Origin of the sequence: Oribacterium sp. Sow4_G1_1 (assembly GCF_052116105.1) — a bacterium.
In the GTDB taxonomy this organism is placed as follows: Bacteria; Bacillota; Clostridia; order Lachnospirales; family Lachnospiraceae; genus Oribacterium.
In genome coordinates this window covers 30,896-46,585 of record NZ_JBQKLS010000008.1, presented here as the reverse complement: position 1 = coordinate 46,585, position 15,690 = coordinate 30,896, and the positions used below count along the sequence as shown (strand labels likewise).

Annotated in this window: 8 protein-coding genes; 7 read left to right on the top strand and 1 reads right to left on the bottom strand. The window is 57.1% G+C overall.

The genetic code is table 11. The annotated features are described in order from the left end of the window. The first annotated feature begins 235 nt into the window (after positions 1 to 235). Complete coding sequence (locus tag ACTQ52_RS06680; protein WP_441982132.1) at positions 236 to 925, top strand: hypothetical protein; 690 nt, start codon at positions 236 to 238, stop codon at positions 923 to 925. Positions 926 to 1,056: 131 nt separating this feature from the next. On the opposite strand, the gene asnB is transcribed toward ACTQ52_RS06680, so the two are convergent. Then, on the bottom strand, positions 1,057 to 2,643 hold the full coding sequence (gene asnB, locus ACTQ52_RS06675) for an asparagine synthase B (RefSeq protein ID WP_441226848.1): 1,587 nt from the start codon (positions 2,641 to 2,643) through the stop codon (positions 1,057 to 1,059). Positions 2,644 to 3,023: 380 nt separating this feature from the next. Here asnB and ACTQ52_RS06670 point away from each other — a divergent pair, with 380 nt between their 5' ends. The 6 genes from ACTQ52_RS06670 (at position 3,024) to ACTQ52_RS06645 (ending at position 15,165) form a co-directional block, all read left to right on the top strand. After that, positions 3,024 to 4,226, top strand: coding sequence for an LL-diaminopimelate aminotransferase (locus tag ACTQ52_RS06670; RefSeq protein WP_410043199.1), 1,203 nt, complete (start codon positions 3,024 to 3,026; stop codon positions 4,224 to 4,226). Positions 4,227 to 4,305: 79 nt separating this feature from the next. Further along, a complete protein-coding gene (locus tag ACTQ52_RS06665; RefSeq protein ID WP_441226850.1) occupies positions 4,306 to 5,571 on the top strand; it encodes a glutamine synthetase family protein in 1,266 nt (421 codons plus the stop codon). A 20-nt stretch (positions 5,572 to 5,591) separates the two neighbouring features. After that, positions 5,592 to 6,194, top strand: a complete 603-nt coding sequence (locus tag ACTQ52_RS06660; RefSeq protein WP_410043200.1) for an ANTAR domain-containing response regulator — start codon at positions 5,592 to 5,594, stop codon at positions 6,192 to 6,194. Between the two features lie 400 nt (positions 6,195 to 6,594). Next, positions 6,595 to 8,700: a glutamine synthetase III family protein gene (locus ACTQ52_RS06655; protein ID WP_410043201.1), complete on the top strand. Its 2,106-nt coding sequence runs from the start codon at positions 6,595 to 6,597 to the stop codon at positions 8,698 to 8,700. A gap of 418 nt (positions 8,701 to 9,118) precedes the next feature. Further along, positions 9,119 to 13,645, top strand: coding sequence for a glutamate synthase large subunit (gltB, locus tag ACTQ52_RS06650; protein ID WP_441982166.1), 4,527 nt, complete (start codon positions 9,119 to 9,121; stop codon positions 13,643 to 13,645). 14 nt (positions 13,646 to 13,659) lie between these two features. Further along, positions 13,660 to 15,165: a glutamate synthase subunit beta gene (locus ACTQ52_RS06645; protein ID WP_441982131.1), complete on the top strand. Its 1,506-nt coding sequence runs from the start codon at positions 13,660 to 13,662 to the stop codon at positions 15,163 to 15,165. Positions 15,166 to 15,690: the final 525 nt, after the last annotated feature.

Genomic DNA, 15,690 nt, shown 5'->3' with positions numbered 1-15,690 from the left:
AAATTTAATGGGGTCAGACCCCCTTACGAAATTCGAACATTTGTAACCACGATGCGGGTATGTATATATCGGCGAAATCGTGGTATGATAGCAGTATCGAATTTGTAGATTCTAAGCGATACAAATGAAAAATGGACTGGTGGTGCCTGACAGCAGTATCGATTTGTAGATTCAGATACGGAAGACACCGAAATGAAGAAACGGGCTGAAAGCGGCCCGGATGGAGGATATCGTTATGGGCAAGAAAAAAGGTTTAGGTGGTCTCGTCGGATTCGCTGCACTGGTCGGCGGTGTTGCCGCCGCTGTATCCTATCTCTACAAGTATGAGAAGTTTTCCGAGGAGGTCGATCAGGACTTCACGGATGTGCTCGAGTCCGCTTCAGAGGTGAAGGACTCCGCGAAGAGATCCTACACGACTCTGAAGAACAGCCAGACGAAGGAAGATTTCAAGACCGCAGCGAAGGACATCGGTGTAGCCGCAAAGAACCTCGCGGTCGATGCGAAGAACCTCGCCGTCGACGCAGGCAAGGACGCATACAAGACCGTAAAGGAAGCCCTCGATGAGAAGCTCAGAAGCTGCGACGAGGATGATGATGTCGTCGATGAGAACGTCGAGCACATCTCGTATCCATATGTAGATGACGAGGACGCAAAGTCAGATGCCGAAGAGGTGAAGGCGGAGTCTGCGGAAAAGGCGGAGGATATCGACATCGAGCCAGAGGATGACGGCGATGTCGAGGTAGAGTTCTTCACGACGGATGCGGATGACGCAGACGCGAAGACAGAAGCGACCGGGAAGGACGCCGAGCCGAAGGCAGAGGAGCCTGCAAAGGACGCGGCTACAAAGGCCGCTGTAGATGCCGCAACCGAAGTGAAGCAGGAAGCGGAGGAAGCAGAAGCCACTGCAACCATCACAGAAGAGTAATAGAAAACGGAAAAGACAGGGCCCTCCGGGGCTTTGTCAGATCACCAGACAGCAAACGACCTGCCCCGCGAGGGACAGGTCGTTTGCCTTAGGGAGTATAGGTTAATACGGCTATGCCGTTAACCATCGGATTATTTTCCGGAGTCGCCGTAGTTTGAGAGGACGCGGGCGGATGGGTCGTTGACGGCGCATCCAGGCCAGGTCTTGTTCGGCATCCAGAAATCGGTGACCATCTGGGACTGTCCCGGATAGTACTCTTCGAAGATTTCGCGGTAGAGGAGAGACTCCTTCGTGAACGGCCTCGCGTGCGTGTATTTCTGACGCTTCTCCTCGAATTCCGCGTCGGTATACTGCTTCTCGGCGAACTCCGCGAGGTCATCCTTCATGGAGTGACCGACGGCGTCGGAGAAGGCGGCCTTCTCACGCATGAGGATGTCCTCCGGCAGGAGATGATCGGCCTCGAACGCGTGGCGAAGGAGATACTTGCCCTTATGGTAGTGGTTCAGCTTCTTCTCCGGATCGATGTGCATCACGTAGTCGACGAAGTCAATGTCTCCGAACGGTACGCGTGCCTCGAGAGAGTTTACGCTGATGCAGCGGTCGGCACGAAGCACATCGTACATGTGCAGCTCGCGGATACGCTTCTCGGCTTCCTTCTGAAATTCCTCGGCGCTCGGTGCGAAATCGGTGTACTTGTAGCCGAAAAGCTCGTCGGAGATCTCACCGGTCAGGAGTACACGGACATCAGACTGCTCGTGAATCGCCTTGCAGCAGAGATACATGCCGATGGACGCACGGATGGTGGTGATATCGTAGGTTCCGAGGGTGGCGATGACTTCCCGAAGGGCGGCCAGAACATCCTCACGGGACATGATGACCTCGTGATGGTTTGCGCCGATGTAGTCCGCGACCTCACGTGCATACTTGAGGTCAATCGCATCGACATCCATACCGATGGCGTAGGTCTCGATCGGCTTCTTCAGAAGCTTCTGAGAGATCGCACAGACGAGGGAGGAGTCGAGACCACCGGAAAGCAGGAAGCCGACCGGTGCATCCGCGTCGAGACGCTTCTTCACACCCTCGACGAGAAGATCGTGGATGTTGTGGGCGATCTCCTCGAGATCGTCATGCGTGTTGTATTTGTGCACCACGGACAGATCGTGATAGCAGACGAACTGGCCATCCTTATAGTAGTGTCCTGGTGGAAATGGCTTGATTTCATGGCAGAGACCCACGAGGTTCTTCGGCTCGGAGGCGAATGCCAGCGTGCCGTCGTCGGTGGTGCCATAGTAGAGGGGACGAATACCGATCGGATCCCGCGCCGCGATGTAGTCATTGGCCTCAGCATCGTAGATGATGAGCGCGAACTCCGCGTCGAGCATACGAAACATCTCGGTGCCGAGCTCACGCCAGAGCGGAAGCAGGATCTCGCAGTCAGAATCGGACTGGAAGGTATAGCCCTCCTTCGCGAGCTTCTCACGCAGCGGGCGGAAGCCGTAGATCTCGCCGTTGCAGACCACGTAGGAGCCATCCAGCTCGAACGGCTGCATGCCGGCGTCGGTCAGGCCCATGATGGCGAGACGATTGAAGCCGAGGTAGCCGTTACCGGTGTCGACGATACGGGTATCGTCTGGTCCTCTCGATGTGGTCTTCAGAAGCGCGGCCTTCACAACCTCATACTGTGCGCGCTTGTCACAGAATCCGATAATACTGCACATATGGTTACTCTCCCTAAGTAAAATCTTAAACAAAAAAAGACGGCAGAGATGTAGCGATACACGCGACACCTTTGCCGTCCATTGATGCTCCACATTATGAAGCGGTGCGAAAAGATTGTCAAGCGTCGATTTGGAATAGGAGGTATTCGCGGATTGCATTACACTTCGGATCAGGCAGGGGCCGGCGGGGCGGCCTGAACGGAACAGTGAATACCAGCCATAATCATTTGCAATCAAAGATTTCTTGACATTCGCGTTTCCGAAATTATAATGTCATCAAAAGGGCAAAGGCGTCCTGGTTTCACCAGAGAGTCCATGCCCTTTTTTCATTTGAAAAATACATATCGAACATTCAACATTTCATGCTGGGGAGTATAAAAATGTCTGCAAGCGTCAATCAAAACTATCTGAAATTAAATGAAAGCTATCTTTTTGCGGAGATCGCGCGTCGTATCCGTGAGTGGCAGTCCGCGCATCCGGAGCTCAGCAGTCAGCTGATCCGTATGGGGATCGGTGATGTCACCCGTCCGCTGCCGAAGACCGTCGTCGATGCGATGGTGAAGGCAGCGCAGGAGATGGGCGTGGCCGAGACCTTCCGTGGCTACGGTCCGGAGCAGGGCTACGATTTCCTGAAGACAGCGATTCAGTCTTATTATAAGAAGTTCGGCGTAGAGCTCGCCCTCGACGAGATCTTCATCTCGGACGGTGCGAAGTCCGATCTCGGCAACATCCTGGATCTCTTCGATGAGAACAACACGGTGCTCGTCACTGATCCGGTCTATCCGGTCTATGTCGACACCAACATGATGTCCGGGCGAAAGATCATTTACGCGATGTCTTCTGAAGAGAACGGCTTTCTGCCGCTTCCGGCACCAGAGTACCGGGCCGACATCATTTACCTCTGCAGCCCGAACAACCCGACCGGTGCCGTCTATGACCGCGAGGGCCTCACGAAGTGGGTGCGCTTCGCACAGGAGAACAACGCGATCCTCCTCTTCGATGCCGCCTATGAGTGCTTCGTGACCGGCGATCTGCCGCACAGCATCTACGAGATTCCGGGCGCACGTGACGTCGCGATCGAGTTCTGCAGCTTCTCGAAGAAGGCTGGCTTCACCGGCACCCGTTGCGGCTACACCATCGTGCCAGACACCCTGAAGCGTGACGGCGCGAGCCTCAACAAGATGTGGCTTCGCCGCCAGACCACGAAGTTCAACGGCGTGAGCTACATCACCCAGCGCGGTGCAGAGGCCGTCTTCACCGAGGCTGGCGAGCGGGAGATCGAGGAGAACCTGCAGTACTACAGGGACAATGCCGCCATCATCACCGAAACGATGGATCGTCTTCATATCTACTACACCGGTGGCAAGAATTCACCGTACATCTGGCTCAAGTGTCCGGGTGACATGGACAGCTGGAGCTTCTTCGATAAGCTGCTGAACGAAGCCTACGTGGTCGGCACGCCGGGTGCCGGCTTCGGAAAGAGCGGCGAGAAGTTCTTCCGCCTCACCGCCTTCTCCACCCACGAGAACACCCGCGAGGCAATGGCCCGCTTCGAGAAGCTCGTCCAGTCGATGAGTTTATAAAAATTAAAAGGGGTCAGACCCCATTAAGTAGAGGACACTGAAAAAAGTACTGTATTCTGATGGAAAAGCGAGTTTACATATGATCGATTTAAGTAATACAATATTTAAAACCTATGATGATGTTGAGGTGAAGGATATGAATTCGTATGAAGACATCCTCGAGTTTGTGGAAGAGGAGAATGTCAAGTTTATAAGACTCGCTTTTTTCGACGTGTTCGGCGTCCAGAAAAACATCGCGATCATGCCGGATGAGCTGAAGCGTGCGTTCAGCGAGGGGATCAGCATCGACGCGAGCTCGGTGTGCGGCTTCGGGGCCGATGTCCGTTCCGACATCTTCCTTCGTCCGGATCCGACGACCATGTCGATCGTGCCGTGGCGTCCGGTCGATGGCCGAGTGGCGCGGATGTTCTGTGACATCGAGTACCCGGATGGGAAGACCTTCGAGAAGGACAGCCGCTGGATCCTGAAGCAGGCGGTCGAGAAGGCGGCCGACCGTGGCATTCACGTGAACTTCGGCACCGAGGTCGAGTTCTACATCTTCAAGCTCGACGATGACGGCAACCGCACGATGATTCCGCAGGACCAGGCGTCCTACATGGACATCGCGCCGGAGGACCACGGTGAGAACATCCGCCGCGACATCAGCTTCGCCCTCGTGGACATGGGCATCCGTCCGGAGGCGAGTCATCACGAGATGGGCCCGGGGCAGAACGAGATCGACTTCCGCTATGCCGATCCGCTGACAGCGGCGGACAATGCTTCCACCTTCAAGTGGGTGGTGAAGTCCATCGCGACATCGGATGGCGTTTGGGCTGATTTCTCGCCGAAGCCACTCGCCGACAAGCCGGGCAACGGCATGCACATCAACATGTCGGTAGAGTCCCGCGATGGGCACGATCACAGCGCCGCCTTCATGGCGGGCATCCTCGAGCATATCCGCGAGATGACGCTCTTCCTGAATCCGACCCGGGAAAGCTACGAGCGTCTCGGTGATATGAAGGCACCGAAGTTCGTGAGCTGGTCCGAGCAGAACCGGTCACAGCTCATCCGTATCCCGGCGAGCCGCTCGGATCTCAAGCGCTTCGAGCTCCGTTCACCGGATCCGATGGCGAATCCGTACCTCGCCTTCGCCCTGCTGATCTACGCCGGCCTCGATGGCATCGAACGCGGACTCGAGCCGATGGCACCGCTGGATGTGAACCTGTTCAAGGCGGACGCATCCATCACGGATCAGCTGAAGCGCCTGCCGCAGTCACTCGACGAGGCTGCCGCTTACGCACAGAGCTCCGAGTTCATCCGGTCGATCGTACCAGAGGAGTACTTCGAGGCATACACTATTCTTTAGAAACACTTAGGGAGAGTCACATGGAAAGAACGGAGCAAAGGAGCAGCGTACTGATCGCGGCTCAATCTGAAAAGATCGCCGTCCAGATCAAGGGCATACTGCCCGCTGGCTTCGGTCGCGTGACTTTCCAGCCGTCCATGGCGCGGGTGAAGCAGACGCTCACCGAGGAACGGGCGGATCTCCTGATCATCTACACACCGCTGTCGGATGATTCCGGCGTTCAGTCGATCCTCGATCTGAGTGTCAAATATCCGGCGATGAGCATCCTTCTCATCGTGTCGAAGGAAGCCTATCAGCAGGTGCTTTACCGTGCCGGCGACACCGGCATCACGGTCCTGGCGAGACCGATCAGCACCGGCACCTTCGTCTCAGCGATCCAGATGCTCGGCGCGATGAGCCGTAAGGTTCAGCGCCTGCTCGAGGAAAATGCGAAGCTGCAGCGGAAGCTCGAGGATGAGCGGTACGTCAGCCGGGCGAAGGCCCTTCTCATCGAGAAGCAGGGCATGACGGAGGGAGAGGCACACAAGTACCTCGAGCGCCAGGCCATGAACGGCAGCGTCACCCGCCGAGAGGTCGCCCTGAAGATCATCCGCGGGAGCGGAAGAATTATTGTAGGTACATGAGAGGGCCGTGCGAAGCACGGAGCGGCGCATGTACGCCCCCGGGCGGCGAGACATAGCTCCTAAGGTTTCCTTAGGAGGCCTTAGCGGCGAGCGTATTCAGAGCTTTGCTTTAGCAAAGCTGCTTTGCCCGTTTTGCCACGAAGGTGGCAAAATCAAACGACAATGCCCACGCCGAAGGCGTATTGCATGGCATTGTCTCCTTGTAACTTAAATCAAATCTGTAAACGAAGAGGACAATGGGGTCCGGGAATCGTATTTCCTGTGCCCCATTGTCCTCTTTTTTTATACCTACCGCATTTCCATGTAAATCGGTCATGATCGTATCGATCGCCGACAGATGGACATCGAAATGTGGTGGGGATCACCAACCACCATATATCTTTTTTAGGAGGAGAAAATTATGAGTACTACATCGGTTCCTGAGCTTTACGGAAGCCTTGTATTTAACGACAAGGTGATGCGCGAGCGACTGCCGAAGGACATCTACAAGGCAGTGCACAAGACCATCCAGAACGGATCCCATCTGGAGCTGGACGTGGCGAATACCGTCGCAGCGACGATGAAGGAGTGGGCACTGGAGCTCGGCGCGACCCACTTCACACACTGGTTCCAGCCGATGACCGGCCTGACCGCAGAGAAGCATGACAGCTTCATCTCTCCGACCGAGAACGGCGGCGTGATCATGGAGTTCTCTGGCAAGGAGCTCGTCAAGGGCGAGCCGGATGCCTCCTCCTTCCCGAGCGGCGGCCTCCGCGCCACCTTCGAGGCCCGCGGCTATACCGCATGGGACCCGAGCTCCCCAGCCTTCATCAAGGACGGCACCCTCTACATCCCGACCGCATTCTGCTCGTACTCCGGCGAGTCCCTCGATAAGAAGACCCCGCTGCTTCGCTCCATGGAGACCCTGAGTGACTCTGCGACGAAGCTGCTCCACATCCTCGGCAAGGAGAAGGTCACCCGCGTCGATACCACCGTCGGCTCCGAGCAGGAGTACTTCCTGATCGATAAGGACCTCTACAACGAGCGTGAGGACCTCATGCTCACCGGCCGTACCCTGATCGGTGCTCCGGCACCGAAGGGACAGGAGATGGAGGATCACTACTTCGGCGTATTGAAGCCAAAGGTATCCGAGTTCATGCACGACCTCGACCAGGAGCTCTGGAAGCTCGGCGTTCCGGCGAAGACCAAGCACAACGAAGTGGCGCCGTCACAGCACGAGCTGGCACCTGTCTTTGAGACCGCCAACATTGCCGTCGACCACAACCAGCTCACGATGGAGATGATGAAGAAGGTCGCCGACAAGCATAATTATGCATGCCTCCTGCACGAGAAGCCTTTCGAGGGCATCAACGGCTCCGGTAAGCACAACAACTGGTCCATGATCACCTCCGAGGGTGAGAACCTGCTCGATCCGGGCAAGACGCCGGGGAAGAACGTTCAGTTTCTGCTCTTCCTCATGGGTATCGTCAGTGCAGTGGATGAGTATGCAGATCTGATGCGTGTATCCGTCGCAACCGCGGGCAATGATCACCGCCTGGGCGCAAATGAAGCGCCTCCAGCCATCGTTTCCATCTACGTCGGCGACGAGCTCGAGAAGGTCCTCGAGTCCATCGAGAACGGCGAGGATTTCACCGCCTCGGATTCGAAGCAGCTCGAGACCGGTGCACACGTACTTCCACACTTCGTACAGGACAACACCGATCGTAACCGTACCTCACCGTTCGCCTTCACCGGCAACAAGTTCGAGTTCCGTATGCCGGGCTCCTCACTTTCTGTCGCAGACCCTAACATCGTACTGAACACCGCCGTCGCGGAGGCACTCGACCAGATCTGCGCGAAGCTCGAGCATGTCGATCCGAAGGACCTCGAGACAGAGGCGATGAAGCTCGTCAAGGAGCTCCTCAAGAAGCACAGACGCATCATCTTCAACGGCAACGGCTACACCGATGAGTGGGTAGCCGAGGCAGAGAAGAGAGGCCTCTACAACCTCAAGTCCCTCCCGGAGGCGATGCCGCAGATCAAGGCAAAGAAGAACAAGGAGCTCTTCGAAAAGCACCACGTCTTCACCGAGATCGAGATTGACTCCCGCTATGAGATCTACCTCGAGAACTACTCGAAGACCATCCGCATCGAGGCACTCACCATGCTCGAGATGGTCAAGAAGGACTTCACCGACGGCCTGATGGCATACGAGACCGCCCTCACCGACACCGCGATCCAGAAGAAGCAGGTACTCGCCGGCGCGAAGTGCACACTCGAGACCAGTATCCTCACGAAGCTCGACGCCGCATCCGAAGCGATCGGCCTCGCCGTCGAGAAGCTCGAGAAGGACCTCGCCGAGACCCAGAAGATCACCGACAGCCTCGCCCTCGCAACCGCGTACCACGACACCATCCTCGCCGACATGGATGCCCTCCGTGCCCCGGTCGACGCAGCCGAAGAGATGATCCCGGAGACCTACCTCCCGTACCCGACTTACTCGAAGCTCCTGTTCTCACTTCGTTAATCAAGTTAATGGGGTCTGACCCCATTACGAAATTCTTACGACCGCGTCAGAAAAACTTAAGGGGGTCTGACCCCATTAAATTTTTCTAAAGAAATCTATCGGTAGAAGAAATCGGCGCATGGAGGTCGCAAGCTTGCGAATTCAAAGAACGGGTTCCTGCGCTGTGTACGCGACGAACGGTCAGAACTTGTTCTGACCAGGGCGTCACGAACACAGCACTGGGTTCCGTACTTTGAACTGAGTGGGCGCGACCTCCATGACCGATTTCTTCGTACCATGAATCCCCTCCCTGCCCGATTTCTTCGTACCAAAAATTAGTGGAGTATATATGAATACTTATCAAAATCAGAACACCTTTACTGTGCCAGAGCAGTACAGGGGACACAACACACTCTGGCGTCCCCAGTCCCTCGAGGACATGAATGAGCTCACCCAGGATGCCTGCGGTATCGGCAGCGTCGTGAACATCGACGGCCACCAGGATACGCGCGTCCTGGACGATGCACTGCACATCGTGGAAAAGCTCGAGCACCGCGCCGGTAAGGACGCGAGCGGTAAGGTCGGCGACGGCGTCGGCATCCTCCTGCAGATCAGCCACAGCTTCTTTAAGAAGACGGCACTCGCGCAGGGCATCCAGCTGCGTGACGAGCGCGACTACGGTGTCGGCATGTTTTTCTTCCCGGAGGATCAGCTGAAGCGGACCTTCGCGAAGCGCATGTTCGAGGTCATCACCGAGAAGAACGGACTCCGTTTCCTCGGCTGGCGTGAGGTACCGGTGCATCCGGAGATCCTCGGCCAGGTGGCGGTCGACTGCATGCCGCATATCCTGCAGTGCTTCATCGAGCGTCCGGAGGACGCGGAGAGAGGCATCGATTTTGATCGGCGTTTATATGTACTTCGCCGTGAGTTCGAGCAGTCCTCAGAGGATACCTATATCTGTTCTCTGAGCTCCCGAACCATCGTATATAAGGGCATGTTCCTGGTAAAGCAGCTCCGTGCCTTCTATGATGACCTGCGTGATCCGGATTACCGGACCGCCATCGCCATCGTGCACTCCCGTTTCTCGACGAACACCACGCCGAGCTGGGATCGTGCGCATCCGTACCGCATGATCGCCCATAACGGTGAGATCAATACCATCCGTGGAAACATTGACCGAATGCTGGCCCGTGAGGAGACCATGTCGAGCCCGCTGCTCGAGAAGGACGTGGAGAAGATCTTCCCGGTCGTGGAGCGCAGCGGATCGGATTCCGCGATGCTTGACAATACCCTCGAGTTCCTCTACATGAACGGCATCGACCTGCCGCTCGCGATGATGATGACCATCCCGGAGCCATGGAAGCACAACCGCTTCATGGACCAGAACAAGAAGGATTTCTATCATTATTACGCAACCATGATGGAGCCGTGGGATGGTCCGGCGGCGATCCTCTTCTCTGATGGTGATGTGGTCGGCGCGACCCTCGATCGTAACGGCCTCCGTCCGTCCAGATACTACATCACCGACGACAACCGACTGATCCTGTCCTCCGAGGTCGGCGTCCTCGACATCGAACCGAAGCACATCGTGCAGAAGTCCCGTCTTCAGCCGGGCCGTATGCTGCTCGTCGACACGAAGGAGCAGCGCATCATCGCGGACGAGGAGTGCAAGGAGGCCTATGCGGCACGTGAGCCGTACGGTGAGTGGCTCGACCGGAACCTCCTCCACATCGAGGACCTGAAGATCCCGAACCGGAAGATCCCGACGCACACGCAGGAGATGCGTGACCGTCTCTATAAGGTCTTCGGCTACAGCTACGAGGATGTGAAGTCCGTGATCCTCCCGATGGCGCAGAATGGGATCGAGCAGACCGCGTCGATGGGCCATGATGTTCCGCTCGCGGTGCTCAGCAAGCAGCATCAGCTCCTGTTCAACTACTTCAAGCAGCTCTTCGCCCAGGTTACCAACCCGCCGATCGACTCCCTCCGCGAGAAGATCGTCACGGATACGACCGTGTACATCGGCTCCGATGGTAATCTGCTGCAGGACCAGGCGGACAACTGCCGCGTGCTCGAGGTGGAGAACCCGATCCTCACGGGCGTCGAGCTTATGAAGATCAAGGACCTCGACCAGCCGGGCTTCCGTACCGAGGTGATCTCACTTCTCTACTACAAGAACACCTCGCTCGAGAAGGCCCTGGAGCAGCTCAATATCTCTGTGGATCGTGCATACCAGCGCGGCTACAACATCATCATCCTGAGCGATCGTGGGGTCGATGAGAACCATGTGCCGATTCCGTCCCTGCTGGCGGTGAGCTCCGTCGAGCAGCACCTCGTCCAGACGAAGAAGCGGACCGCCGTGTCCCTGATCCTCGAGTCGGGCGAGCCGCGCGATGTCCATCAGTTTGCGACCATCCTCGGCTTCGGTGCGCGTGCCATCAACCCGTACCTCGCCCATGAATGCATCGCCGAGATGATCGACATCGGCATCCTCGATAAGGATTACCATACCGCGATCGAGGACTATAACAAGGCCGTGCTGAACGGCATCGTAAAGATCGCCGCGAAGATGGGTATTTCGACGATCCAGTCCTACCAGTCCGCGAAGATCTTCGAGGCCATCGGCTTAAGTAAAGAGCTGGTGGAGAAGTACTTCACCGGTACCGTGTCGAGGGTCGGCGGCATTGGCATAAAGGACATCGCCGAGGGCGTCACCTCCAGGCATGACCACGCGTTCGATCCGATGGGGCTTAGCCTCGATACCGCGCTCGATTCCGTCGGCTTCCACCAGCTGCGCTCGGGTCGGGGCGCCGAGGATCACCTCTACGACCCGCAGACCATCATCACGCTTCAGCGTTCGGTTCGGAGCGAGGAAGGCGACTATAAGCTGTTTAAGGAGTACACCGCGCGGATCGACGACGAGCGCCGTCCGCATACGCTGCGCGGCCTCATGAAGTTCGCCGCGAAGAACGAGCCGGTGCCGATCGAGGAGGTCGAGCCGGTATCCTCCATCGTGAAGCGCTTCAAGACCGGTGCGATGTCCTACGGCTCGATTTCGCAGGAGGCGCACGAGGCGATGGCCATCGCGATGAACCGTCTCGGCGGCAAGTCGAATACCGGTGAGGGTGGTGAGCATCCGGACCGTTTCGGTACCGAGCGGAATTCTGCTATCAAGCAGGTTGCGTCCGGCCGTTTCGGTGTAACCAGTGCCTACCTCAACTCCGCCGTCGAGATCCAGATCAAGATGGCGCAGGGCGCGAAGCCGGGTGAGGGCGGCCACCTGCCGGGTAAGAAGGTCTATCCGTGGATTGCCAAGACCCGTTTCTCGACCCCGGGTGTGTCTCTCATTTCCCCGCCACCTCACCACGATATCTACAGCATCGAGGATCTGGCACAGCTGATCTATGACCTGAAGAACGCGAACCGCCGTGCCGCGATCGCCGTCAAGCTCGTTTCGGAGAACGGCGTCGGCACCATCGCGAGTGGTGTTGCGAAGGCCGGCGCACAGGTCATCCTCGTGTCCGGCTACGATGGAGGTACCGGTGCAGCACCGATGACCTCGATCCACCATGCGGGTCTCCCGTGGGAGCTCGGTATCACGGAGGCGCACCATGCGCTGATCGAGAACGGGCTTCGTAACCGTGTCAAGCTCGAGACCGATGGTAAGCTGATGACCGGTCGCGACGTCGTCATCGCCGCACTGCTCGGTGCGGAGGAGTATGGCTTCGCGACAACCGCGCTCGTCTGCCTCGGCTGCATGATGATGCGTGTCTGCAACAAGGATACCTGCCCGTTCGGTGTCGCTACCCAGAACGACGTTCTCCGCAAGCGCTTCACGGGCAAGCCGGAGTACGTCATGAACTTCATGCGCTTCATCGCACAGGAGATGCGCGAGTACATGGCGGAGCTCGGCTTCCGTACCGTGGACGAGATGATCGGTCGTACCGACTGTCTCACGGTCAATGCTTCGGCCGCGCATGTCACCTCGCGCTCGGCAGAGGTGGATCTCTCGCAGGTCCTGGATCCGCGCTATGCATCCCTTCCGGAGGAGGAGCGTCACTTTGACCCGAAGCGGGTCTATGATTTCCATCTCGAGAAGACCCTCGACGAGTCGGTGCTTCTCCGGAAGTTTGCCCCGGCCATCGCGAGCGGTCAGCACCACGAGGAGAAGGTCGAGGTTTCGAGCACGAACCGTACCTTCGGTACCATCCTCGGCTCCGAGATCACCGATCACTACGGCATGACGCCGGAGGGCGATACCCTGCCGGATGATACCTTCGTGGTCGAGGCATACGGTGGCGGCGGTCAGTCCTTCGGTGCGTTTATCCCGAAGGGCCTCACGATCCGTCTCCATGGTGATGCCAATGATGGCTTCGGTAAGGGCCTGAGCGGCGGTAAGCTCGTCGTGGCGCCACCGGAGGGAAGTCCGTTCCGCGCCAGTGAGAATATCATCGTCGGCAACGTCGCCCTCTATGGTGCGACGGCCGGCAAGTGCTATGTGAATGGTGTCGCCGGTGAGCGCTTCTGCGTTCGTAATTCCGGTGCGACGGCGGTTGCCGAGGGCTGTGGCGATCATGGTCTCGAGTACATGACCGGTGGACGTGCCGTCATCCTCGGACCGACCGGTAAGAACTTCGCCGCTGGTATGTCCGGTGGTATCGCCTACGTCCTCGATATGGATCACTCGCTCTATCTCAAGCTCAACAAGGACATGGTTTCCCTGCTGGAGGTTACCGAGAAGTATGACATCAAGGAGCTGAAGGACATCCTCACGGATTATGTGAAGGAGACGAAGTCGGAGCTCGGCACAGAGATCCTCCAGAACTTCGACATGTTCCTCCCGAGCTTCAAGAAAATCGTGCCGAACGACTACCAGAAGGTACTGATCGCGGTCAGCCACTTCGAAGAGCAGGGCATCTCCCATGAAAATGCGGAGCTGGAAGCGTTTAAGTCTTTATTCAACTAATAGAGGGAGTATTCATGGGTAAGGTTACAGGATTTCTCGATTATGCGAGAGAAGAGAATAAAGACGTTCCGGTAGAGGAGCGTATCAAAAATTTCAAAGAATTTCATATCCCCCTCACGGAGGAGGAACGTCGGAAGCAGGGCGCGCGATGCATGAACTGCGGTGTCCCGTTCTGCCAGTCCGGCATGAAGCTGGCGGGCATGTTCACGGGCTGTCCGCTTCACAATCTCTGCCCGGAGTGGAACGACGAGGTCTACAACGGCCACGTCGCCCATGCGCTTAGCCGTCTGCTGAAGACTAATAACTTCCCGGAGTTCACGGGCCGTGTCTGCCCGGCGCTCTGCGAGAAGGCCTGTGTTGAGGGGCTCGATGACGCGCCGGTGACGACGCACGACAACGAGCTCTACATCATCGAGAAGGCCTTCCAGGAGGGCTATATGCAGCCGCGGATCCCGGAGGTCCGCTCTGGGAAGCGTGTCGCCGTCGTCGGTGCCGGTCCGGCCGGCCTCGCAGTGGCGGATCAGCTGAACCACCGTGGACACAGCGTCACCGTCTTTGAGCGCTCGGATGAAATCGGCGGGCTCCTCATGTACGGCATCCCGAACATGAAGCTCGACAAGTCCGTCATCCGTCGTCGCCGCGCCCTCATGGAAGCGGAAGGCGTCGTCTTCCGTACCGGTGTGGACGTCGGCCGCGAGACATTGACCGCGGCAGCGATCCTCCGGGACTACGACGCGGTCGTCCTGGCCTGTGGCGCGAAGCAGGCGCGCGGACTGAACGTGTCGTCCATCGAGCAGGCGCACGGTATCCACTACGCGGTCGACTACCTGACGAGTCAGACGAAGGCCCTCCACGAGCAGGGCGAGCATGCCTTCGGCATCATCAACGCGAAGGGGAAGCACGTCGTCATCGTCGGTGGCGGTGACACCGGAAACGACTGCTGCGGTACCGCGATCCGCCAGGGCGCGAAGTCGGTGACCCAGATCGAGATGATGCCGGAGCCACCGGTCGAGCGTGCAGCCTCGAATCCGTGGCCGGAGTGGCCGAAGGTCCTGAAGGTCGATTATGGCCAGCAGGAGGCCATTCGCGTCTTCGGGCATGATCCGCGCGTCTACGAGACGACGGTTAAGGCCATCGAGACGAAGAAGGACGGTAGCATCAAGGCCGTCATCACGTCAAAGGTAAAGTTCGAGAACCGTCAGATGGTGCTCGTCGAGGGCACGGAGCAGAAGCTTCCGTGTGACCTCCTCATCATCGCCGCCGGTTTCACCGGCTGCGAGAGCTACGTCGCCGACGCCTTCGGTGTCGCACTCACCGAGCGCCACGTCGTAAAGACGGAGGCAGAGCACTACCACACGGAAAGCACAGTGAAGCCGACGGCTGCTGCAAATGCCGCGAAGATCTTCACCGCAGGCGACATGCATCGCGGACAGTCCCTCGTCGTCTGGGCTATCGCCGAAGGCCGCGCCTGCGCAAGCGAAGTTGACGCGTACCTGATGGGCTACAGCTGCCTCGCGTAGGCAGCCGGAGCAGAGCGCCCGGGTTCATAATGGGGACCGAGTACTGGCGTTTGAAATAATCGGTAACAGTTCAGCCGGAGTGATGGTTCACTCCGGCTGATGTTTTAGAAATTTGTTGCTGCCGCGCGAGCATACGGCTTGATTTCCAGCAAATTATCGCGCGCGGCCCGGAAATATTCAGGTCCGAATCGGTCGAAATAGAAAAAATCGATGGCCACTATCCAATAACAGAAGAATTTCAAAATCGTGGATATTTTCAATAGCTTTTATCGTTTTTGTGCGAGAGACGAAATTATCCATGATTTTTAAAATCGGCATTTAATAGATAGTATTCTGGGAAATTCGATATACGCATATAAGCGTACTATCTAATCATCTTCATTTTCAGAAATAGTAGATATGGATTTTGAACCGTATAAAAGAATTTCCTTTGGCACATATCCAATAATCCTTCTTTTTCAAATTGCTGGATACTTGAGGGCGGAGTCCTCTTAGGAAAAAAGGATTTACATATCCACTATTTTC